At 47.6% G+C, this 22,364-nt stretch carries 17 protein-coding genes; 12 read left to right on the forward strand and 5 right to left on the reverse strand.

Translation table 11 applies throughout. The annotated features are described in order from the left end of the window. Positions 1–3 precede the first annotated feature (3 nt). From C9J01_RS08425 to C9J01_RS08455, 7 genes are all read left to right on the forward strand, one after another. Complete coding sequence (locus tag C9J01_RS08425) at positions 4–1,671, forward strand: glycoside hydrolase family 9 protein (RefSeq protein WP_237156910.1); 1,668 nt, start codon at positions 4–6, stop codon at positions 1,669–1,671. Between the two features lie 15 nt (positions 1,672–1,686). Beyond that, on the forward strand, positions 1,687–3,552 hold the full coding sequence (locus C9J01_RS08430; protein WP_107297693.1) for a glycosyltransferase family 2 protein: 1,866 nt from the start codon (positions 1,687–1,689) through the stop codon (positions 3,550–3,552). Beyond that, positions 3,542–4,864 (forward strand): DUF3131 domain-containing protein, encoded by a 1,323-nt coding sequence (locus C9J01_RS08435; protein WP_107297694.1) that lies wholly within the window; start codon positions 3,542–3,544, stop codon positions 4,862–4,864. The genes C9J01_RS08430 and C9J01_RS08435 overlap by 11 nt, the downstream gene beginning before the upstream one ends. A gap of 26 nt (positions 4,865–4,890) precedes the next feature. Beyond that, entirely contained in the window at positions 4,891–6,294 is a 1,404-nt protein-coding gene (locus C9J01_RS08440; protein WP_107297695.1) for a DUF3131 domain-containing protein, read from the forward strand. A 20-nt stretch (positions 6,295–6,314) separates the two neighbouring features. After that, the gene (locus tag C9J01_RS08445; RefSeq protein ID WP_107297696.1) at positions 6,315–7,697 is read left to right on the forward strand and encodes a DUF3131 domain-containing protein; all 1,383 of its coding nucleotides are present in this window, start codon (positions 6,315–6,317) and stop codon (positions 7,695–7,697) included. Then, entirely contained in the window at positions 7,694–8,944 is a 1,251-nt protein-coding gene (locus C9J01_RS08450; RefSeq protein WP_107297697.1) for a hypothetical protein, read from the forward strand. Before C9J01_RS08445 ends, C9J01_RS08450 begins: the two co-directional genes overlap by 4 nt. A 216-nt stretch (positions 8,945–9,160) precedes the next feature. Then, positions 9,161–10,438, forward strand: a complete 1,278-nt coding sequence (locus C9J01_RS08455; protein ID WP_107297698.1) for a glycosyltransferase — start codon at positions 9,161–9,163, stop codon at positions 10,436–10,438. A 79-nt stretch (positions 10,439–10,517) separates the two neighbouring features. Here the strand turns inward: C9J01_RS08455 and C9J01_RS08460 are convergent, their stop codons facing one another. Both C9J01_RS08460 and C9J01_RS08465 read right to left on the reverse strand, forming a co-directional pair. Continuing rightward, entirely contained in the window at positions 10,518–13,358 is a 2,841-nt protein-coding gene (locus C9J01_RS08460; protein WP_107297699.1) for an FAD-binding and (Fe-S)-binding domain-containing protein, read from the reverse strand. Between the two features lie 229 nt (positions 13,359–13,587). After that, a complete protein-coding gene (locus C9J01_RS08465; protein WP_107297700.1) occupies positions 13,588–15,276 on the reverse strand; it encodes an L-lactate permease in 1,689 nt (562 codons plus the stop codon). Positions 15,277–15,444: 168 nt separating this feature from the next. Between C9J01_RS08465 and C9J01_RS08470 the strand changes: the two genes are divergently transcribed. Beyond that, on the forward strand, positions 15,445–16,347 hold the full coding sequence (locus tag C9J01_RS08470) for a LysR family transcriptional regulator (RefSeq protein WP_107297701.1): 903 nt from the start codon (positions 15,445–15,447) through the stop codon (positions 16,345–16,347). 5 nt (positions 16,348–16,352) lie between these two features. Here the strand turns inward: C9J01_RS08470 and C9J01_RS08475 are convergent, their stop codons facing one another. Then, positions 16,353–16,709, reverse strand: coding sequence for a YcgJ family protein (locus tag C9J01_RS08475; protein WP_107297702.1), 357 nt, complete (start codon positions 16,707–16,709; stop codon positions 16,353–16,355). 197 nt (positions 16,710–16,906) lie between these two features. Here C9J01_RS08475 and C9J01_RS08480 point away from each other — a divergent pair, with 197 nt between their 5' ends. Both C9J01_RS08480 and C9J01_RS08485 read left to right on the forward strand, forming a co-directional pair. Continuing rightward, on the forward strand, positions 16,907–17,293 hold the full coding sequence (locus tag C9J01_RS08480) for a DUF805 domain-containing protein (protein ID WP_107297703.1): 387 nt from the start codon (positions 16,907–16,909) through the stop codon (positions 17,291–17,293). Positions 17,294–17,606: 313 nt separating this feature from the next. Further along, positions 17,607–18,698 carry a hypothetical protein gene (locus tag C9J01_RS08485; RefSeq protein ID WP_146157069.1) on the forward strand — a complete coding sequence of 364 codons (1,092 nt, stop codon included), beginning with the start codon at positions 17,607–17,609 and terminating at the stop codon, positions 18,696–18,698. Positions 18,699–18,782: 84 nt separating this feature from the next. Here C9J01_RS08485 and C9J01_RS08490 read toward each other — a convergent pair whose 3' ends face one another. Next, a complete protein-coding gene (locus C9J01_RS08490) occupies positions 18,783–20,435 on the reverse strand; it encodes an FAD-dependent oxidoreductase (protein WP_107297705.1) in 1,653 nt (550 codons plus the stop codon). A gap of 178 nt (positions 20,436–20,613) precedes the next feature. Here C9J01_RS08490 and C9J01_RS08495 point away from each other — a divergent pair, with 178 nt between their 5' ends. Then, positions 20,614–21,033, forward strand: a complete 420-nt coding sequence (locus C9J01_RS08495; protein ID WP_107297706.1) for a YeeE/YedE family protein — start codon at positions 20,614–20,616, stop codon at positions 21,031–21,033. Positions 21,034–21,046: 13 nt separating this feature from the next. Next, positions 21,047–21,469, forward strand: coding sequence for a YeeE/YedE family protein (locus tag C9J01_RS08500; protein ID WP_107297707.1), 423 nt, complete (start codon positions 21,047–21,049; stop codon positions 21,467–21,469). 84 nt (positions 21,470–21,553) lie between these two features. Here C9J01_RS08500 and cobA read toward each other — a convergent pair whose 3' ends face one another. Beyond that, on the reverse strand, positions 21,554–22,312 hold the full coding sequence (cobA, locus tag C9J01_RS08505) for a uroporphyrinogen-III C-methyltransferase (protein WP_107297708.1): 759 nt from the start codon (positions 22,310–22,312) through the stop codon (positions 21,554–21,556). Between the last annotated feature and the right edge of the window lie 52 nt (positions 22,313–22,364).

The raw sequence follows: 22,364 nt of genomic DNA on the forward strand, positions 1-22,364 counted from the left end.
ATTATGACAAAGGGACTTAGCTATATCATAGGCGCGACGGTGGCGTTCTCAGCTCACAGCGCAGATATCATGGTAAACCAGTCAGGGTACCTCCCGTCAGGGGATAAATTTGCCTATGTATTGGCAGAGCAAGTTAATGATGTGCAATTGATATCGGTCTCTGATGGAAGTGTCGTTGCCGAATTGGCGCGTTCAGGTGAGGTCACCCTGCCTGATGAGCGTAAGGTGACAGCGGTTGATTTTTCAAAGGTAAACAGCAGTGGTTGGTATCAATTGGTAACGGGAAGCAGCCAATCAGTGCCTTTTCAAATCGGTGCAGATGCCTACCAGCCGCTTAACGAGCGTTTGGTCCATGCACTTTACCTCCAACGTTCAGGGATGCCTATCCAAGATATCTCAACGGGGATGAATCGTCCTGAAAGCCATATGCAGGATGGTTTAATGTTCCGGGACGATGCTTTTCACAAGGCCGGCACCAAGCTGGATGTTGTTGGTGGGTGGTATGACGCCGGTGATTTCGGCAAGTATGTCGCAACCACAACTATTACTGTTGCGAGGCTGCTCGAGGCCTATCGCCAAACGCCTCAGCTGTATGCCAAGTCAAAACTACCCGGCAGTGATATACCTGCCATTATCGACGAATCTATCTATGCACTGGATTGGCTGTTGAAGATGCAGCGTGAAGACGGTGCTGTATACCGCAAGGTCTCGGGCGCAAGATGGCCTGCGAAAATTGGCCCTTGGCAAGATAACCAGCCACGCTATATCTATGGTGTCAGCACCCCTGAAACGGCCAAATTTGCAGCGACAATGGCCTTTGCCGCTAGGATCATCAAGCCCTTCGATGCAGACCTATCCCGTCAATACCTCAGTGCTGCTATCCATGCCTCTAACTACCTTTCCGGGCAAGACGAACAATATTTCGACTGGAAAGAGGGGGATGACAGTGGTTCCGGCCCTTACATGAAGAATAAGTTTGATGCCGAAGCGTCTTTGGACACCGATGTAGATGACAGGCTTTGGGCCTATGCCGAGCTTTATATCACCACAGGGCAGGATAAGTTCAAACAAGCTTTCCAGGACAGTTATGACCCGCAATGGATTGATATTTTCGAATGGAAGAACCCTGCGGCGATGGGGGTTTGGCACCTGATTCTCTCTGAGGAAAAAGGGGAGTTCAGGGACCAACTTATCAACGACCTCGACAAGGTTGCTGCCCGTTATATCCAGCAAGCGCAACAGTCACCATTTAGGGTGGCGAACCAGCGTTTTATCTGGGGCTCGAACAAAATGACTGCAGAAGCTGGGATCTTGATTGCTTGGGCTGATTTTGCCAAAGGGCGCTTGGATAACCGGGCCTCAGTTCAGTCACAAATTGATTATTTGTTGGGGGCCAATGCCTTCGATATGAGTTTTGTCACTCACAGTGGCACCTATTCGGTACGCAACCTTCATCACCTGTACCGAATTGCGACAGGCGTCAGCTTACCCGGCTACTTGGTCGGTGGGCCGAATGAAATGGCGCAAGCTGGAGTCGCACCGAAAAATATGGGGATGCTGAGTTATGTCGATAGCGAGAAGTCTTATGCAGTTAATGAGTTCGCGATTGATTACAACGCCAGTCTGATTGGTTTGATTGCCGTGCATCACGCTTACTTTAATCATTATTAACCGGAGTGAGAGCTCATGGATTTTTATTTCAAGGAATTCGAACATCGTAAGCCACCGGAGCCGGTGCCTTACAGCATGTCGAGAGAATTACTCTATCAGTACCTTGCCACCTGTAATCTCACTTTGGGTATCTGGTATCTATGGTGGCGCTGGACCTATGCGCTGAACTATGACGCGATGTGGTTTTCCTTCCCACTTGTTTTTGCTGAGTCCTGTGCCTTTATTGGCTCTGTGCTATTCACATTCAATTTATGGAAGACCAAAGACGAGCCGAAGAAGGCTCCTCCGCATACCATCGATGAGTGTGTAGCAACAGATAGCCCTGAGGCCAATGAAACACGGCCAATCAGTATTGATGTGTTCTTCCCAAGTTATGATGAAGAGCCTGAACTAGTGCGCCTGAGTATCGAAGATGCGCAGAAGATTCGTTACCCGTACGATATTGATATTAAGATCTTTATCTTGGATGACGGTAAGCGCCCATCGATGAAGGCACTGGCTGATGAAATGGGTGTGGAGTACATCACACGGGAAAGCAATATCGGCTTTAAGGCTGGTAACCTGCGAAATGCCCTGGAACAGACTTACGGTGACTTCATTGTTATTTGTGATGCTGATACTCGTCCTTTCCCGACCATACTAGAGCACACCATGGGCTATTTCCGAGACCCTGATGTGGCTTGGGTTCAGACACCGCAATGGTTCTTTGATTTGCCGGAAGGGGAGCGACTACCAAACTGGCTAAACCGTAAACTGGGCAAGTGGGCAGCACCTATTGGCCGTGGGATTGAGAAGTTCTATGGGCCGGTGAAAATTGGCGAAGATCCGTATGTGAATGATCCACAGATGTTCTATGACGTGATCCAGCGCCGCCGTAATTGGGTGAATGCGTCTTTCTGTTGTGGTGCTGGCTCTATCCACCGCCGTGAAGCGGTCATGGAAGCGGCACTGCGTAGTTACAGTGAGCAGATCAGCAAAGAGCACACGGAAATCGAGAAGCAAATCCGCAAGATCACCAAAGAGAAAACGGTGGATCAGGATGTGTCGGATAACCTGCGCCAAGAGATCATTTTCGATACGGAATTTACCCCTTATAAGTTCCACGTATCAGAAGATATCTACACTTCGATTGTGCTCCATTCAGATACTGAGCGTAACTGGCGTTCGGTCCAGCACCCAGAAGTAGAGAGTAAGATGCTGTCGCCGCAGGATCTGCAAACCTGGACGGTTCAGCGCTTTAAGTATTCTGGTGGTTCGATCGATATCTTTATGAACGATAACCCCTTATTTAGAAAAGGGATGAACCTCAAGCAGAAAATGATGTACGGGGCCAGCTTCTGGTCAAACTTGTCGGCAATATGGAACATTATTTTCCTTACCTGTCCGATCATCTACTTCTTGACCAGTATCGCACCGGTAAGTGCCTACGATGTGACTTTCTATCTCCACTTTATCCCGTTTGTCCTGACTGCTGAACTTGCAATGATGGTTGGCACATGGGGAGTGGCTGGTTATAAAGGTAAGACCAACTTCTTGTCCTTCTTCCCTGTCAATATGCGGGCCCTATGGACGGTATTACGGGGCCGGAAAATCAGTTTCCCGGCAACCCCGAAAGAACGCCAGGATGGCACCTTTGGTCACTTGGTCATACCACAGAAGCTGGTATTTGGCCTGAGCCTAATTAGCATGTGCTTTGCTTGGTTTAGCTACTTTACAGGCATGTTCGGCAGTTATTCATTGGGCGGCCTGATATTCAATAGCTTCTGGACAATTAACAACATGATGGCGATGTGGGGAATGATTGCTGCCGCTTACTGGACGCCACCACCAGCGGATAAGACGCAGGAACAGGAATCTGAGGAATTAGAATATGGAATTTAAGCAAGCACTCGTGAATGCACGGCATCATATCGTGTTTTTATTTGGCCTTCTTACTGCGTTGGTGATCGCTTTTAGCATCGAGACCCGTGATCAAGGCCACGTACTTGGTAACATTACTTTTGAGTCTGAAGAAGTTATCCCGGTACGTGAAAGCCGGGTATTGACTGAAGAGGAATATGAGTGGGCAAACACCGCGTGGGTCTATTTTGAAAATAACTATCAGGAAAATACCGGGTTGGTGAATTCGGTAGACGGTTATCCGTCTACCACAATGTGGGATACTGCCTCTTACCTGATGGGCCTACTGGCAGCAGAAAAGCTCAATATTATCAGTAAGAATAAGTTTGAGCTGCGAATGGAGAAAGCGCTGAATACGCTGGCTCGCCTGCCGCTGATTGATGGCAAACTTCCGAACAAAGCCTACAACACCCAAACAGTCGAAATGGTGGATTACCAAAACCGTCCAGTTGAAAACGGAATTGGTTGGTCAGCCATCGATATCGGCCGTATTTTGGTACCGCTGAATATTTTGGTGTGGCAGTACCCGCACTTTAACACTCAGGTCAACGCAGTACTCAATCACTGGGATGTCGGTGTAATGATCAAAGACGGCTACCTTTACGGTTCAAGGCCGCTACAAGATGACGACACAGTGATGGAACTGGTTCAGGAAGGGCGTATCGGGTATGAGGAATATGCCTCAAAAGCGATGTCCCTGATGGGGCGCGACGTATTTAATGCGATGAAATATATCGACTACCTGGAACTGCGTAATATCGATGGTGTTGATATCCCAACCGATTTGCGTGACCCGGCTAAATACCATGCCCATAACTATGTGGTCAGTGAATCCTACATCCTTGATAGCTTGGAGTTTGGTGCCGACAGTGTGTCGAAGATCTTTGCCCACCGTGTCTATAAAGCGCAGGAAAACCGTTTTGAGCGTACCGGCATTCTAACTGCTGTCAGTGAAGATAACGTTGATGAAGCGCCTTACTTTGTTTACAACACCGTATTTTCCGATGGTAAAGAGTGGAATGCGATCACTGACCAAGGTGAAGATGCCTCTCATCTGAAAACACTTTCAACCAAGGCGGCATTTGGCTGGTATGCACTATACGATACGCCATATACCGACCTGCTGATAGAAGATGCAAAAGATTTATTCTCGCAAGAGAAAGGGTGGTATTCAGGCCGCTATGAAATCGATGGCCGAGTCAACAAAGCGATTACCGCCAATACTAACGGGATTGTGCTGGAGTCTCTGGCTTATATAGAAAATGGAGCCTTGCTGAGCGTAGGCGTGAAGTAAGCCGCAACTATGATAGGGAGTATCGAATGCGTTATATCATTGTTTGCCTTTTAGGGGTTTTGGCTACCGGTTGCGGTAACAAATACAATAGTTTTTCTGAAGATGTGGTGGAGCGGAAGAGTCACTGGAACACGCCGAAAGCCCGCCAGGGGAATCTGACGGAACAAGAAATGGATATGGCTCGTATCGCCTGGAAGTATTTTGAAAATAACTATCAGGAGTCGACGGGTTTGGTTAATGCGGTAAACAACTACCCCTCGGTAACATGGTGGGATGCGGCGTCATATATGGCGGGCATGGTAAGCGCATACGAACTAGGGATCATTGACAAAGAGGAATTCAACCGTCGTCTTGTTAGGATTTTGACAACACTTAATACGCTGGATTTGTTTCAGAATGAACTACCGAATAAAGCGTATAATACCCAAACAGCGGCTAAAGTGGACTACGGCAACCAGCCTGGAGAGATTGGCTATTCGGCGCTCGACCTTGGCCGCTTGTTGATTTGGCTACATATCATCAAACATCGTTATCCTGAATATGGCACCAGCATTGACTCGGCATTATTGCGCTGGAATTGGTGTAATGTCGTTGATGAAAACGGCACAATGTTCGGTGCCTTGCTTGAGAAAGACAAGCCGGTACAGTACCTGCAGGAAGGACGCTTGGGCTATGAAGAGTACGCAGCCAAAGGTTTCCAATTGTGGGGCTTTGACACCACCCAGGCATCAATGCCTGAGCCATACAGCACGATAAACCTGTATGGTTACGATGTGCCATATGACACCCGTGATCCGCGTAAACTCAAGGCCCACAGCTATGTGGTAACTGAGAGCTATGTCTTGGATGGTATCGAGCTAGGCTGGGATTTAGTCGATGACCGCACCCCGCACGATTACAAGTTCTCCAACCAGTGGATGGCTGAGTTTGCGTTGCAGATCTACCGTGTTCAGGAAGAGCGTTATAAGCAAACAGGTATTATCACAGCCCGTACCGAGCACCAACTAGCAGGTCCTCCATACTTCGTGTATGACACCATTTATACTGATGGATTTGCTTGGAACACTATCTCAGAAGTCGGTGAGTACTTGCCGCAATTCTCGGCGGTTGCAATAAAAGGGGCGATGGGGATGTGGGTGCTGTGGGATACACCATACACCGATCTATTGTTTGACCATATTTCACATTTGTATGACAGGGAGAAAGGCTTCTACGAAGGGATTTTTGAGAACGGCACCGGTTTGATCAATACCTTTACTTCGAACAATAACGGCATCACCTTGGAGATTTTGCTCTATAAGCAACAAGGTAAACTGCTGACTTATAAGGATGATGTTGCCCCAAGCCTGTGGGAGAAGGCACTGGAATCACCGTTCGGCTATGAAGGACAATGCCTGCCTCGTAAAGGGGCGTTCAACAGCAGGCTGTAATAGCTGTAGTAAGGGATTAGATGTTGAAAAAAGCGGTAATTGTTACCACCTTGCTCTGCCTGACGTCTTGTGGGGTGGTATATCAAGGCGTCCAAAGTGGAATGACCTCAGTAAATGAGTCGCAGATGTTGCGACAGGGACGCTATGGCTCACTTACCGAGCAGGAGCTTGAGTGGGCGCAAATTGCCTGGACGTATGTAGAGAACAACACCAACCTCACTACGGGGTTGGTGAATGCCATTGATAACTATCCTACGACGAACCTTTCTAATTTGGCTGATTACCTTATCGCGTTGATGGCAGCCCGTGAGTTTGAGTTCATTACCAGCAAAGAGCACGATGAACGACTGACCATGGTGCTGACCTTCCTTAACGAAATGCCATTGGGCTTAACTGGAGTTCCTAACAAGGTTTACAGTACCGTTCATGGTCAGATGGTTGATTATGGCGGCCAACCGGGTGAGCTTGGTTGGTCTTCTATCGATATTGGCCGGCTGCTAATTGCACTGGCTATGGTCAAGCAACGTAACCCTGAATTTTCAGAGTATGTCGATAAAGCGGTGCTGCGTTGGAATTTCTGTGAGTTGGTCACTGAGGAAGGAGAGCTTTACGGAGGGGCAATAAACAATGGCAATGTCTTCCGGTACAAGGAAGGCCGCTTGGGTATCGAAGAATACACGGCATACGGGTATTTGGACTGGCAGATAGTGCCTGAAAAAGCCATGCTGTTGGACCCCTATGAGGTTGTTACGATTAACGGTATCGACCTGTTGTTCGATGGCCGCGATCCTCGTGATTATGATGTGTTGCGCCCGGTCTATAGCACGCCTTATTTATTGCTTGGGTTGGAATTTAACTGGGACAAGATTGACGACAGGCAGTCATCGGATGCTAAGCATACCAATCAGGTCCTCTCTGCGATGGCCGATTCCGTCTACCGTATTCAGGAATCCCGCTGGGATATTGACCGTATCTATACTGCCCGTGGCGAGCACGTGGTAACAGGTGAACCGTACTTTGTTTACGACAGCATCTATGCGCTGGGCACGCCATGGATCACTGTGGCAGAGGATGGTAGTGATCATGATGAAAAGGCTCTTGTTTCAACCCGTGTCGCGTTCCAGATGTGGGTACTATGGAAAACGGACTACACCAACCGCCTGATGACATTGGTAAGGGAACTTTATGATCCCGACCGAGGTTGGTATGAGGGCCGTTACGAGCTCACCAGCAGTTACGAGAAAAGTATTTCCCTGCAAACCAATGCCGGGGTGTTGGAAGCATTGCTCTACAAGGCAAACGGTAAGTTATACCAGCCGACCAAAGAGCGTGAGTACCGCGACGTGCAATTTGACTCCCGCTTCTATCATCCGCAAAAGTGCATGGTGGAGACATTCCGATGAATAATGTTTACCGGTTAGTACTTGTTGTTTGCGCCCTTGCCTTAATGCCTTTGCGGGGAAACGCATCTGCCGTGGATGTAGAGCTGAACTACTACACCAAGGCGAATCACTTAGTGAATGCGGGGCGCTACCAGCAAGCATCTGAACAATGGCACCGGCTGACCATTTTATTTTTGAGCTCGGAAGCCAAGTTAGGCCGCAAAAGGATGTGGCAATTTGCCGGTTTGTCCGAAGCATTGGCAGCAATTTCGGCAGACAAAGCCAATGATGCCATGGCTTATCAATATTGGGCTGACAGCACTCGTTACCTTATGACTGGCGGTACCAATTGGAAGCAAATGAGGAAGAAGCTTCACCGTCGCTACGAGCATGCCAATACCTTGCTTTCAACGCAATTGCAGGTCGCTGATTTAGCCTCGAGTATTGATAGTGAGTGGGAAAATGAATTGGCAGTACTACAAAGTTGGGATGAAAAGCTCTCGTTATTTAGCTTTGAAAGCCCCAAACTGGGTTTGGCTGACAGGCAAGTGCAGGCTGCAGGTGTTCAGCCAGTGGCGGCCATACCTGCTGTAAATCCGGTATATCAACCACCGCAGGGAGGGAAGAAACTCAGCGGCTTAAATACCTCTTACAGCAAAGAGCAGCATGTCATTCCAACCGGGGTTCCAGCTGAAACTACAAATCTGGCTAATGGAGACAATAGCCAACCTGAAGACGCTTTAGAACCAGTTGAGCAACAACCCAAACAGGTCGAAGCCATCGCCCCTGAAAGTGAAAAGCCGATCCCCATTCCCACAGAATCATCAGTAAGTCGACATTTTGTCGTCTCTGATGCCGAGGTGAAACTACAAACGGCGCCTGTCATGAGCAAAGGGATTGTTATTTCCGGACCCGCTTCGGCAAAAGTCACTCAAACCGCGAATCCAGATTCGAAAGAGACGGCGACAGAACCTTCGCAAGCCACTGAGCCTGTGATAGACCTTGATTCAGGAAAAGAAGTCAACAAACAAAGCTTATCGGAAGATGTTTCTGAAACTAGGGAAAAAGTGCTGGTTACTCCACTTGAAGAAATTGAATACGAGGAGCAGGACTTGAAGCAATTGGTTACGCCGAAAAAACAAAGTCAGGCTAACTCGGTTGATAAAGGTGTAGAGCAAATGATTATCCCGACTGGTCACTTTGAACAGCCTGAAAAACAGGCTGTGGCCCCTTTGCAGCGTAGGAGCTTTGCGCCTGTCTCACAGTAACTGCCCTGAACTTGCCTTATACCTATCCCCATTATCATTTTTTTGCGCAGAACAAAGCAAATGTTCACTTTGTGACATAAAGCACCTCGAAATCATGCTTTTAGTGCAATTGGTTGCGTAAAAAATTTGTCATTCTTATCGCCATTACTAAGCTTAATTTAAGCCCTGTTGTCGTTGTGGGTGAGTACTTTAGGGAGTGACTAAGAGGGATAAGCAATGACAGCATCAGAAAAAATTGTTCAACAAGCTTTAAACAATGCCAGTGACGTTTTTGACTTGACGGAGTCCCAGCACCAGAAACGATTACTGCAACTTGCCAATACCTTATATTGTTTAACTGACATCACCACAAGCCATTATCAGCAGTTAGCCTCCTCAGAAAGTTGCCCCCTTGAGTTTCGTTTGGCGGTAAAACTTGTGGAGTCCAAACGTTATGTATTGAAGTTAAAGCGCCCATTGCTGGTCGGTGTCGTTTTCGCAATGTGGGGGGAGCATAACCGATTAAATGAAAAAACATCATTGAACCCCAATGGTGAAGACTCCTTACGGGTTAAGATTGAGCAACTCAACTGGATCACCCAAGGTTCGGTCGTAGACTGGCATTTATATCCAGTCGATGACGGCTGTCCCCATAATAGTGCCGGTATAGCTGAACAGATTCTCGCTGAACATCCAGACAAAGATAAAGTGTCTGTATTGAGGCTTGCTGATGAGCTTCCCGTTTCTGAAGGTCCGCTGCAGAACCTTGCGTCAGCAGATGATTCCCGAAAAGGCGGGGCTATTATTCTAGGCTGCCAGCAAGCAATGGCCGATAGAGCTGATTGTGTGATGTACACGGATGCAGATAACTCCGTACATCTCGGTCAGTTAGGATTATTACTAAAACCATATGTTTCTGAAGATGCCAAGGTGGTGCTGGGTAATCGCAAGCACCCTGACTCAATCTTGGTTAAGCAGGAAGAACGTTGGGGTATAGGTATTAAAACATTGCGCCATATGCAACGTATGATTGGGCGTGCAATTTTCAGTAATAACATCAAAGACACGCAAGCGGCGTTCAAGCTATATGATCGCGAGGTCATCAAATATATCCTGGCCAAGCCTTCTGTGTATGATTTTTCCTTTGATACCGACTGGATATTCGCGGCAATGAAAGGGGAGTTCCCCATGTTGACAGTGCCGTTTGCCTTTATTGACTCTGATGCGGAGTCAGCATCAATCACACAGGGTCCAATGACAACTTGGTATACTCTATTAAGTGGCTTGGCGACGGCAGCAAAAGCACGGGACATCGACCATAACCATGAGATGGTTAGGATCTTCGAAGAACATATCCATAGCCACAAAGATCTCGAGTTGATCATTGATACATTACCTGAACAACTTCAAGATATTAAAGATTCAGATATTGGCGATCCATTGATCTTCGCACCCCGGGAAATTGAACTTTGGCTGATGGAGCAAAAACAAGCTGAAGTGGAAAGTATTTCTTAAATTACCGTGTTCATCGAATGAAAAAGCCCAAACTGGATTGCCTAGTTTGGGCTTTGCTTTATTGGGTGGACAATCTGCGTTAGACCGCTGCTTCATCCACTAGGTAGAGAATAGACTGGTAAGGAATCCCACTGTGGTGGGACAAACCGATCTCACAAGTCCGGCTATTACTAAAACCTCGGGTGCAGTCTGCCGGGACTTGCTCTTTTAGTGGCGCGACAGCGGCTTCGTTCAACTCCGGTGTGGTAAAGCCTTTGTCACCCGCCCAGCCACAACACTGGATATGTTCAGGCAATATCACTTTATCGGCGCAAGCATTGGCCAGAGAAACCATGTCAGCTTCCAAGCCCATGCGGCGTGAACTGCAAGTCACGTGTAGCATCACTGTCTCCTGGATAGGGGAAAGAGACAGGTGAGGCAGCAAATAGCGCGACACAAAGCCAACAGGTTCAAGGACTTCTAAAGGCTGAGTAAAGTTTTCGATACTGCGTTTGGCACACGGACTGGTGTCCATTAACACTGGATATGTGCCTTCCTTACTCGCCTGCCAAAGCAATGACTCTAATTCTTTCGCCTTCTGCACAGCAATATCCTTCATCCCCTTGCTATCATAGGGCATACCGCAGCATTGGTTGCTGAGCTTTTCAGGGGTGATCACTTCAAAGCCTGCTTTTTTCAGCAGTGAAAGCGTGACTTCAGTCAGTGGGCGGCTGTCTTGGGCAGAATTCTGCTGGCCCATTGTCCGGCTAGCACAGGAAGGCATGTATACCACTTTCTTGTCTGGGCTTTCGGCTTGTGCCGAAGTGGTATGTAACTGATTAATCTTATGTGGGTTAGATTGCGGATATTCCGGCATCCAAACTGGAGTTGCACCTCCTGTCATTTTGCGCAGCCCATTAGTGATCGCCCCGACAGTTTTGTCTCCAACCAGTTTACGCGCAACCTGATTGCTCTTGAGGCCAACCTTGACCATGGTGGTCGTAGCAGCGAAATGATCCGCAGTCCAGCGTGCTATAGGGGTAAATCGTTGGTATTTTTCGACCCGGAGCTTCTTAACTAAATCGCCGGTATTAATGCCGACCGGGCAACGATCAGCACACAGGCCGGTTGCTGCACAGGTATCGACACCTTGATATTCAAACACTTCCTTGAGTTCATCTACCGGTGGACGCCGGCTGTTGCCTGCAAGGTATTCTCTCTCACGGTGCTGTAATTCACGGTAAAGGACAATGCGCTGACGAGGGGAGAGTGTGAGCGTCCTTGACGGGCAAACCGGTTCACAAAAGCCGCACTCAATACAGCGGTCAACGATTTCATCTGCTGCAGGCATCGGCTTGAGGTTGGAAATATGTGCTTTCTCATCATCATTGATGATCACCCCTGGGTTTAGCAAACCGTCAGGATCAAACAGGGCTTTGATTTGTTTCATCAGGCGATAGCCATCTTTGCCCCATTCAAGCTCGACATAAGGAGCCATATTACGGCCAGTACCGTGTTCGGCTTTTAGTGAGCCTTGATACTTGACGGCAACCAGTTCGGCAACGTCATCCATAAAGCTACCATAGCGGTTCACTTCTGACTCGGCTTCAAAACCTTGGGTAAAGACAAAGTGTAAGTTACCTTCGAGGGCATGGCCGAAGATGATCGCCTCGCGATAGTCATATTTATCAAATAACTGCTGAAGTTCACGTACACCCATTGCAAGGTGCTCGACGGGAAACGCCACATCTTCAATGATTACCGTTGTCCCCGTTTCGCGCACAGCACCTACTGCGGGGAACATGCCTTTTCGAATAGCCCAAAGGCTAGCGATGGTATTGGCATCGGTAGTAAATGGCGTCGAGTGGGTAATAGTAAAGTCTGTCAGAGCCGCCATAACGTCTAAACATTGCTTTTCAAGTTGGTGGCTGCAACTGGCGCGGGTCTCAACCAGTAGAGCGGCTGATTCAAGATCCAGCGCTTGGATATACTCAGGCATACCCGGTTTGTCCGCCACTGACCGCAATGCGCGGCCATCCATCATCTCGACGGCGGAGACGTTGGTTTTGGCTAGCACAGACACGGCTTGGCTAGCGGCTTCGATATCGTTGAATACCAATAGGGCAGAGGCTTTGTGTGGATGCTCGATCACTGTGTTGTAGGTGATGTCGGCGATAAAGCCCAAGGTGCCCTCTGAGCCAATCATCAAGTGTTCAATCACCTCGATGGGATCTTGGTAGTCAACCAAGGCATTTAGCGCATAACCGGTAGTATTTTTCAGCCGGTATTTGTGGCGGATTTTATCAGCCAGTTCAGTATTTTGCTGGGTTTCCTCAACTAAACGCGTGAGACCTTCCAGCAAATCAGGGCGCTTGTTTTTAAAAGCCTCAACGCTCGCTTCATTGGCAGTATCGAGTACGGTACCGTCAGTGAAGACAATAGTCATGCTATCAACGGTTTTGTAGGAGTTTTGGGCTGTACCACAGCACATTCCGCTGGCGTTGTTGGCGGCAATACCGCCGATTTTACAGGTGTTGATAGAAGCGGGATCTGGTCCGATTTTACGTTGGAAAGGCGCGAGGTAGCGGTTAGCATCGGCCCCGATAACACCGGGCTGCAGGCGAATTTTTTCACCTTGTTCAAGAATGCTGTGGCCACGCCATTGGTCGGTTAGGGTAATAAGAACAGAATCTGAAACGGCCTGTCCGGACAAACTTGTGCCTGCAGCACGGAATGTAAAAGGGATGTCCAGCTGGCGGCAGGATTGAATGGTGAAAATGACCTCATCAAGGTTATTAAGGCGCAAAACTACCTGAGGGATAAGGCGGTAGAAACTGGCATCAGTACCATAGGCAAGCCGCTTGGCTTCTTCGGTGATGATCCGTGCTTTATCAATCTGGGTAGCGAGTAGGGCTTCTAGCTGTTGGTATTTATTTTCCATTGCTCATCCTGCATCAGTCGGTATTACTGAACTGTTGAATGCTGTTTCCATCTTACTGATCTCAATCATTATTGTTGGAATGTTTGGCTTGTATTGAGAATCAGGACTACAAAAATTTTATTTGACTATATTGGCTTGGTTCTTGGTTCTTGGTACTTGGTTCTTGTTTCTGGGTCATGGAGGATAAGGCCAGCTATATTGCTGGCCTGTAGTTCTGCTTTGAGTGTTATTAACCCATCAGTACATCCGTGGTGTGTAGGCCATAGATGATAAAGAGGCCAATGATGCCGCTCATCACCAAGTAGTAGAACGTAGGGATAACCGTTTTACGCAAAGTCGCACCTTCACGGCCAAGTAATCCGACAGTGGCAGAGGCAGCAACAACGTTGTGGATAGCAATCATGTTGCCCGCAGCTGCACCAACCGCTTGTAGGGCAACAATGGCGGCACTCGATACTGTCAGTGTCTGGGCGACTTCAAACTGGAACTGGCTGAACATCATATTGGACACCGTATTCGATCCTGCAATGAAAGCGCCCAGTGCACCGATGGTTGCACTCAATGCCGGGAAGAAGTCACCGACGAGTTCAGAAGCAAAGTTAGCGGTGGTTACTGGCATACTGGCCAAGTCAGCGGCATTGACACCTGAGTTAATGAAAATACGCACCATAGGGATGGTGAACACCAAAACGAAGCCTGCACCAATCAGGGTTTTGCTCGATTCCTTGAAGGCTTCACCGAGTGGGCTGAGTTTGCGTGCCTGCATTAGTACAGCAACTATTGCCACGAAGACTAAGATACCGCCCGGCAGGTATAGCGGTTGGATAGAAGCACTGATACCCGTTTCACCGAGGATATTCGAGAACGAAAGGCTGACACTGACTAGAAGGGCTTTAAAGTCGGCGCTGACGCGGCTTGCAACCAGTACCACAGCAAGTAGGACATAAGGTGCCCAGGCTAGTGCAAGGTTCATTGGCTTGTCAGTGGCTTTTAGGTCGATTTTCAGTGAGCCCAACCATTCTGCCGGCCATTTGTCCTCACTTTCAAAGTCCCATTGCTTTTTCGGTACAAGGAAACCTTTCTTGGCTGCAGAGACCACAATAGCTAGACCCAACAAGCCACCAATTAGAGATGGGAACTCAGGACCAAGCAACATGCCAGTCAGGGCGTAAGGTACCGTGAAGGCAACACCAGCAAATAGGGCGAATGGCAAGATATCCAAGCCTTCAGTCCAACTCTTGTTTTTGCCGAAGAAGCGGGTCAGCATCATTGCCATCAGAACCGGCATCAAGGTGCCGATAGTGGCGTGGATCAATGCCACGTTGGTGGTGATTTGCTGCAGGTAGATGTCCCAGTTCGAGCCTTGGCTGAGCAGCGTTTCACCAATGTTGTGAGTATCCAGTCCTTTATTAACACCGACAATAATCGGTGTGCCAACCGCACCAAATGAGACCGGCGTGGATTGGATCATCATGCCCATCAATACAGCGGCAAGTGCAGGGAAACCGATAGCAACCAAAAGAGGGGCTGCAATTGCTGCTGGGGTACCGAAACCAGAGGCACCTTCGATAAAGGAGCCAAAGCACCAAGCAATGATGATAGCTTGTATTCGGCGGTCACTGGATATGTCAGTAAACCCATTACGGATTGTGGTAATTGCGCCGGTATGTTTCAGCGTATTAAGCAGGAATATTGCCCCAAATACGATCCACAATACCGAAACGGTAATGGTCAGCCCCTGTAGCGATGAGGCCAAGACGCGGGTTACCGACATATCCCAACAGAACAGGGCAATAGCCACTGTCAGTAAGAATGCCACAGGCATCGCTCTTTTGGCTGGCCAGTTCAGTCCGACCAGCAGAATAGCGGCAACCACTATTGGTGAAAATGCAACGAGTGCAAGTAGGGTGTCGTTCATGATTATCAGTCCTTCGGATTGCTGTTTTGTAATGCATAACCTATGCATCAATGAACATATTTTGTTGTTTTTGTAGTTGGTTTTGTTAATCGAGTGTGACGATATCGCTTTATTTTTATTTGGTATAGGGAAATAATGAAAAATATTTCTTCCAAAAATGGACTAATAATGGCGAAAGCAGATGACTTGATCTTGTTTGCTCAGGTAGTGGAACATGGCTCTTTCAGTAAAGTTGCGGAGTTGAATTCCCTTACAAACTCAGTGGTTAGTAAAAGAATAGCCCGTTTGGAAGATGATTTGGGGGTACAACTGCTATATCGAACCACCCGTAAACTCACGGTCAGTGAAGCCGGCAAAGTGTTATATTTGGGTTCCAAAAATGTGAAGCAGGCCGCTATGGAAGCTGTAGATGCCGTGAGTGGTTTTGGCGAAAAAGTCAGCGGCCATGTCAAAATGTCTGTACCTACCATATCAGGTGACCTGCTATTGGCTGATGCGGTGGCTGAATTTTGTACCGAGCATCCCGGTTTTACAGTCGATATGTCACTGGATAACCGCTTTGTGGATCTGATTGAAGATGGCTATGACTTGGTGATCCGCACCGGTTATCTGGAAGACTCCAGTTTGATAGCCCGGCATATACTCGATTCGCAGTGGGTGATTTGTGCGGCGCCCAATTACGTTAGCCGAAACGGTCGGCCTGAAAGGCCACAAGACTTGGTCGACCATAATTGCCTGCAATATGCCTACCAGACCACAGGTGCCTCGGAATGGCAGTTTATCGGCGAGCAGGGCAATTATATTCTTAGGGTTAGCGGTAACTTCTCTACCGATAATGCCGCCGCATTGAGAAAAGCGGCACTGGGTGGTTACGGTATCGCCTATGTACCTCGCTGCTTGGTATACCACGATATCATGGAAGGGAAGTTGGTTGATTTATTTCCTGATCAAGTTGGCAAGAAGTTGGGGATCTATGCGGTGTATCCTTACACCCGGCAACCATCTCAAAAGATAAAGTTACTCATAGAGCACATTCGTGCCCGCTATCTGGCGATTCAGCATTTCTTTTAAGAGAATCAGTTAAACAAGATGTTGGTATAGTCTTCCAACTGTTCGTCGGAAAATCGGTCAACGAAACATGCACGTTGCTCTGAGTCGCAATAGACCTTGTTGCTGAATGAGTAACGTGTAGTGTCAAAGTTCTTGCTACCCACCTTGTTGATTAACTCCATCATTTTGTCTTGGGCTTCTTGGCCCAGAAACTCTTTGGTGAATCCCATAGAAATGCCATAACTGTCGACACAAAAACCTGCTTGCCTATCACATATCACTCCTTTGTCAGGTGAAAAGAGGGGTTCATGTATCGTGTGGTTTTCGCTTAGTGCTGAATGGCTAGCGACTAAAAAGCTCAGCGGAAGTAGTAGCGATTTCATAACGCAAACCTGCCTTGATGGGTTTCAACTAGTATTGATCAGATGCGGATCTTTCCCAAGTCAGATGGGCTATTTCGCACCAAGCAATACAAAGCCATACAGGCAGTCACAATAAATTTGCGTAGGTTGGCAGAATGAAGGCATTGAACACAATACTATACTGTCATCAGTTGTAACTATCTGAACTAGGGGCTTTTATGAACTGGTATATCCATGTATTGAAAAATTACGCAGTCTTTAAGGGGCGGGCGCAAAGGCAAGAGTACTGGTACTTCTTTTTATTCAACATCATTATCAGTGTTGCTTTGTCGATGCTGGACTCTGCATTGGGAAACCCTGGAGCTGGTGAAGGCGCTGGAGCTATTGGTACTGTCTATTCGTTAGCAATCCTTATTCCAAGCATTGCTGTTGGTGTTCGTCGCTTGCATGATATCGGCAAAACCGGATGGTGGATGCTGATCGGTTTGATCCCCTTGGTTGGGGTGTTAGTGTTGTTATATTTCTTCGTACAGGACAGCCAACCTGCAGCCAATGAGTACGGGCCGAACCCGAAGGATCCTTCTTCAATTCACCTTACAATGTAATTGAGCGCGGTGGCCTCAACGCTTGTGAGGCTGCCGCTAACTTAGTGTCTGTATTATTTTTGAGAATTGATAAAGATTTCTCACTGCTAAAACACATCTTATTTTCGGCTAATTCTCTTATTTTTAAGGGATAAGTGCTTATCTGGCCATAATGCCACCCTCCGAGATAATCTTCTGCTTCATCTACACTAAAAGCCAGTGTCTAGTGATTTGGTCTAAATATTGCCTATTATCTAGACGTAATCATATAGATTGTTCAGATGGCTAATTAATCAAGAAGTACCACAGAATTACGTGGAGTTGCATGATGAAAATGAACAAAATCGCGCTCTCAATTTTGGCGGTTTGTGTTGGGTTCTCTGCGGGGAGCCTGGCCTCAGGAAAATATGACGACGATTATGATGATGACGATGATAAGTATTATTCGTCATATTCAGATTCTAAGTACGATGACAGTGATGACTCTTCGTCATATTCGGATTCGAAGTATGATGATAGCGATGACTCTTCATCATACTCAAATAAAGGGGATGATGACTCATACTCAGGCAGTTATAGCCACTCTTATTCTTCTACTTATCAGTCCAGCGGCGGCAAAGATTACTCTGGTGATGGTCATTCTGGAGGGGATGGTTATTCAAGCGGTGATGACTCCGATGGCTACAAAGACGATGATGATGGCGATAAGAAACGCTTAGCGCTGAATCTTGTCGGTACCGGTGAGATGTATCCAGATACTGTTCCTCCGTTGGAGAAATATGGGCCGCCTTTAGATGCGATTTGTTTTGATGTGGAGTTGAAGAATATCCATGATGGCGCACATTTAGGCTGGGCAACAGATTGTCTATCTGAAATCGAGGGGGAGCCAGAAAACGGACTTCAACTAATCGGCACGACCTTCTTTTATCTACCCGATGGGCTACTAATTACTAGGGGCCACACTACGGTGCAGCCTGTTCTTAAACCGACAGTTACAGCTGATGGCCAGTATATTTCTCATATTACCGGTGCTTCCAGTGATGAAAACGCGGTTGTTAAAGGTTACGGTGAATATCAATGGCATAAAGGGACTGTACGCCTCTCAGGTATGGTTGACTTAACTGAGTTCGATGGCGATGTAGGCGATCCGATGTTTTTTGACTGTTTGTTTGTGATCGATCTTCACGAGTACAAGCCTGAGTTAAAGACTTGGTATGACTGGTACCGTTACCGTTACTACCGTGATAGTTACTACGAGGAATACCATAGTGACAGCTATTACGGTAAACATGACGATAGCAATGATGGCAGTGACTATGATGATTCAGATGATAGCCATGACTCTTATGACGACAAAGATAAGAGCAATAATGGTAAAGGCTATTACAAGCGCAATAATAATGGCAAAGGAAACAATTATTATTAAGCGGTTATTGTGATTTAATATATAGCTTTAGAAAAACAAAGCCTGAGAAAATTTTCTCAGGCTTTTGAGGTTTAAGGTTAGTAGTTACTTATGTGCAAATGAGTAAGTACGATAACCACCGATAAGGTTTCGAGCCTTGAAGCCATTGTTCACCAACTGGCGGTAAGCGACGTTGCCACGAAGCCCCACGGCACAATAGATAACAATTTCTTTGTTATTCGGTAGTTCACCCATTCGCTGGCGTAACTGATCCACAGGAATATTGATAGCACCTTCCAAATAACCGTTACTCTTTAGTTCGCCAGGGTTGCGGACATCGAGAAGTAGTTGATCTTCAGCTAGGTTATCAATTTCATCATAATGGATAGGTGTCGCATCACCCTTGATGATGTTGTTGGCTACGAAGGCGGCTTGGTTAATGACATCTTTGGCACTGCCGTAAGGTGGTGCATAGGTCAACTCAAGGTGTTGTAGTTGTTCGACGGTCATACCTGCTCGCTGGGCAACAGCCAGTACATCAATACGTTTATCGACGCCATCTTTACCTACAGCTTGCGCGCCTAAAATCTTGCCCGATTTTGGTTCAAACAACAGCTTCAAAGAAACCGTTTCGGCACCTGGGTAGTAGCTAGCATGGCTTGCAGTGTGAACATAGACTTTCTCGTAGGTAGCACCGTCAGCCTGGAGCTGCTTTTCATTTTTACCAGTAGAAGCAACGGCAAGGTCAAACACCTTACAAATCGCCGTTCCTTGTGTGCCTTGGTAGCTTTCGTTTCGGCCCAACATATTGTCAGCAGCCATGCGGCCTTGACGGTTGGCAGGCCCCGCTAGCGGTACCAGGGTTTGCTTACCGGTAACAAAATCCTGATCTTCAATGGCATCACCAACGGCAAAGATACTTGGATCGCTGGTTTGCATTTGTGGCGTCACCCAAATGCCACCTAGCTCACCAATTTTCAGCCCTGCATCTTTGGCTAACTGCGTTTCAGGACGGACACCGATCGCCATAATCAAAATGCCTGTTTCGATGGTGTCGCCATTGTTGAGAGTCAACGTTAGGTTGCTCTGCTCTTCACTGTAGTTAACAGACTCCAGCGCAACACCCAAGCGTAGATCAATGCCTTTATCGCGGATCTCTTGGTGAACAAAGCCTGCCATTTCGCGATCCACAGGCGTCATCACTTGATCGGCCATCTCAACTAAGGTCGTATCGATGCCCAGTTGATGGAAAGCTTCCATCATTTCAAGGCCGATAAAGCCGCCGCCAACTACAGTTGCATGGCTTGGCTTATTGCCATTAAGTGTGGCAATGATCTTATCCATATCAGGGATATTGCGCAGCGAATGGGTCAGCGGGTTATTGATACCAGAAATCGGTGGTATGACAGGCGCAGCGCCAGGGCTGAGTAGCAAGAAGTCGTAACTCTCGATATATTCAGATCCATCGAGGACATTCTTCACTGTTACGGTTTTGGCTTCACGGTCAATGGCGATGACTTCATTCATGACCCTGACATCGACATTGAAGCGGGCAAGGAAGCTCTCCGGTGTCTGAAGAAGCAGTTTGCTGCGGTCTGTTATATCGCCCCCGATATGGTATGGCAGACCACAGTTGGCGAAAGAAACGAACTCCCCGCGTTCAAACATGATGATCTCAGCATCTTCACTTAATCGGCGTGCACGTGCAGCAGCTGATGCACCACCAGCAACACCGCCCACAATCAAAATCTTGGTCATTGCATTCTCCGTCTGCCCTAAAAATAGGGAACTACAGTATCTCGATTCATGATGGTAGCCAATATAAAACATTAAATTAGAAATTGCTAATTTATTTAATTCTAATTTAGTGTTGACTGAATTCTATACTTTAGTATTCTCTAATTAATAGAATGACTGAGTGAGTTTGGAGAAGATGATGGCATTTGAGATCCCATGGGATGCATTAGCTGGTGGGATACTGCTGGGCATATCTGCATCAGGTTTGTTATTGCTTAATGGCCGTATTGCCGGTATCAGCGGGATTGTGTCTGGCTTGTTGACACCCAAGCAAGGTGAAGTTTCATGGCGACTGCTGTTTGTCATTGGCATGTTGGCAAGTGGCCTGCTAGCCCCTGCTGTTGGGTTTACGTTACCAGAAACGTTACCTGTTTCCTCTTTCTTCTGGGTAGGGTTGGCTGGCTTGCTGGTTGGGATAGGTACCAAGGTAGGTAACGGATGTACAAGCGGCCATGGTATTTGCGGTATGGGTCGGTTATCCAAACGATCGATTGTCGCGACATGTATTTTCATGGCTGTTGCTATTGCGACTGTCTTTGTACGATTGCATGTACTTTAATCGGAGGTCACAGATGAAAGCAATGACTCAATGGGTGGCTCTGATGGCGGGCCTGCTTTTTGGCTTGGGGATGATGGTATCAGGTATGGTCGACCCTCATCGCGTTATCGGCTTTTTAGATGTAGCCGGTGCTTGGGACCCTAGTTTGATGTTTGTAATGGGCGGTGCGCTGGCGGTGTTTCTGCCTGTTTACCTGCTGGTGATAAAGAAACGTTCTGCCCCTGTTTGTTCCGAGAAATTCGAGGTTGCTAACAATCCATTGATAGACAAACGATTGGTCACTGGCGCGGCGTTGTTTGGTCTGGGTTGGGGTATTGCTGGTATTTGTCCTGGCCCTGCGGTTACATCGACCTTGGGACTGAATCCATCAATGCTAGTGTTTATAGTGACAATGCTGGTGGGGATGGGGATAGGTACAGCAATCGTTAAGCGATAGAAAAGAAAAGGGCACAGTGAAGTGCCCTTTGTCTTTCGTATCTCATCGTCATGCTAATGACAGCAGCTTACTTTTGATTGGGGTTCACTGATTGAACCACTGTAGATGCTCACTCAGTGAGGCAACACTGCCAACCACGATGAGTGCAGGGCTGACCGCGCCTTTGGCCAACTCTGGTAGCGTCGCCAGAGTGCCACTCAATACCCGTTGCTCTGGGCGGGTGCCGTTTTCGATGATGGCGCAAGGGGTGTCTGCAGCAAGACCGTGGGTGATCAGCTTATCGCAGATATGACCGCTTTGTTTCAGGCCCATATAGAACACCAGCGTGTTGTTGGATTGCGCCAACGATCCCCACTCAATTTCTCTGCCATCCTTTTGTACGTGACCTGTGATGAACTGGACACTCTGGGCATGGTCACGATGGGTGAGGGGGATCCCTGCATAAGCAGTTGCACCGGCTGCGGCTGTAATGCCCGGTACCACTTCGTATTTGATACCGAACTTTGCCAGTTCTTCAAGCTCTTCACCGCCACGACCGAAGATAAAAGAGTCTCCACCTTTCAGACGCACCACACGCTTACCTTGCTGTGCTTTTTGCACCAAAATCTGGTTGATTTGATCTTGCGGGACACAATGAAAGTCGAGCTTTTTGCCGACGTAGATCATCTCGGCGGCGGGATCTGCCATCGCCAAGATATCTTTTGATACCAGCCGGTCATAGACGAGAACATCTGCTGCTCGAATGACGCGTAACCCCTTTACGGTCAGCAAATCTGGGTCGCCCGGTCCTGCGCCGACCAGTGAAACAAAGCCGCTGTTTGATGGTGTGATGTTGGTGCTCATAGCAACGCCTTTCTAGAAATTTGGATATAAAAAGTAACACTCAATGCCTGAA

Source organism: Photobacterium rosenbergii, assembly GCF_003026455.1.
Taxonomy (GTDB): domain Bacteria; phylum Pseudomonadota; class Gammaproteobacteria; order Enterobacterales; family Vibrionaceae; genus Photobacterium; species Photobacterium rosenbergii.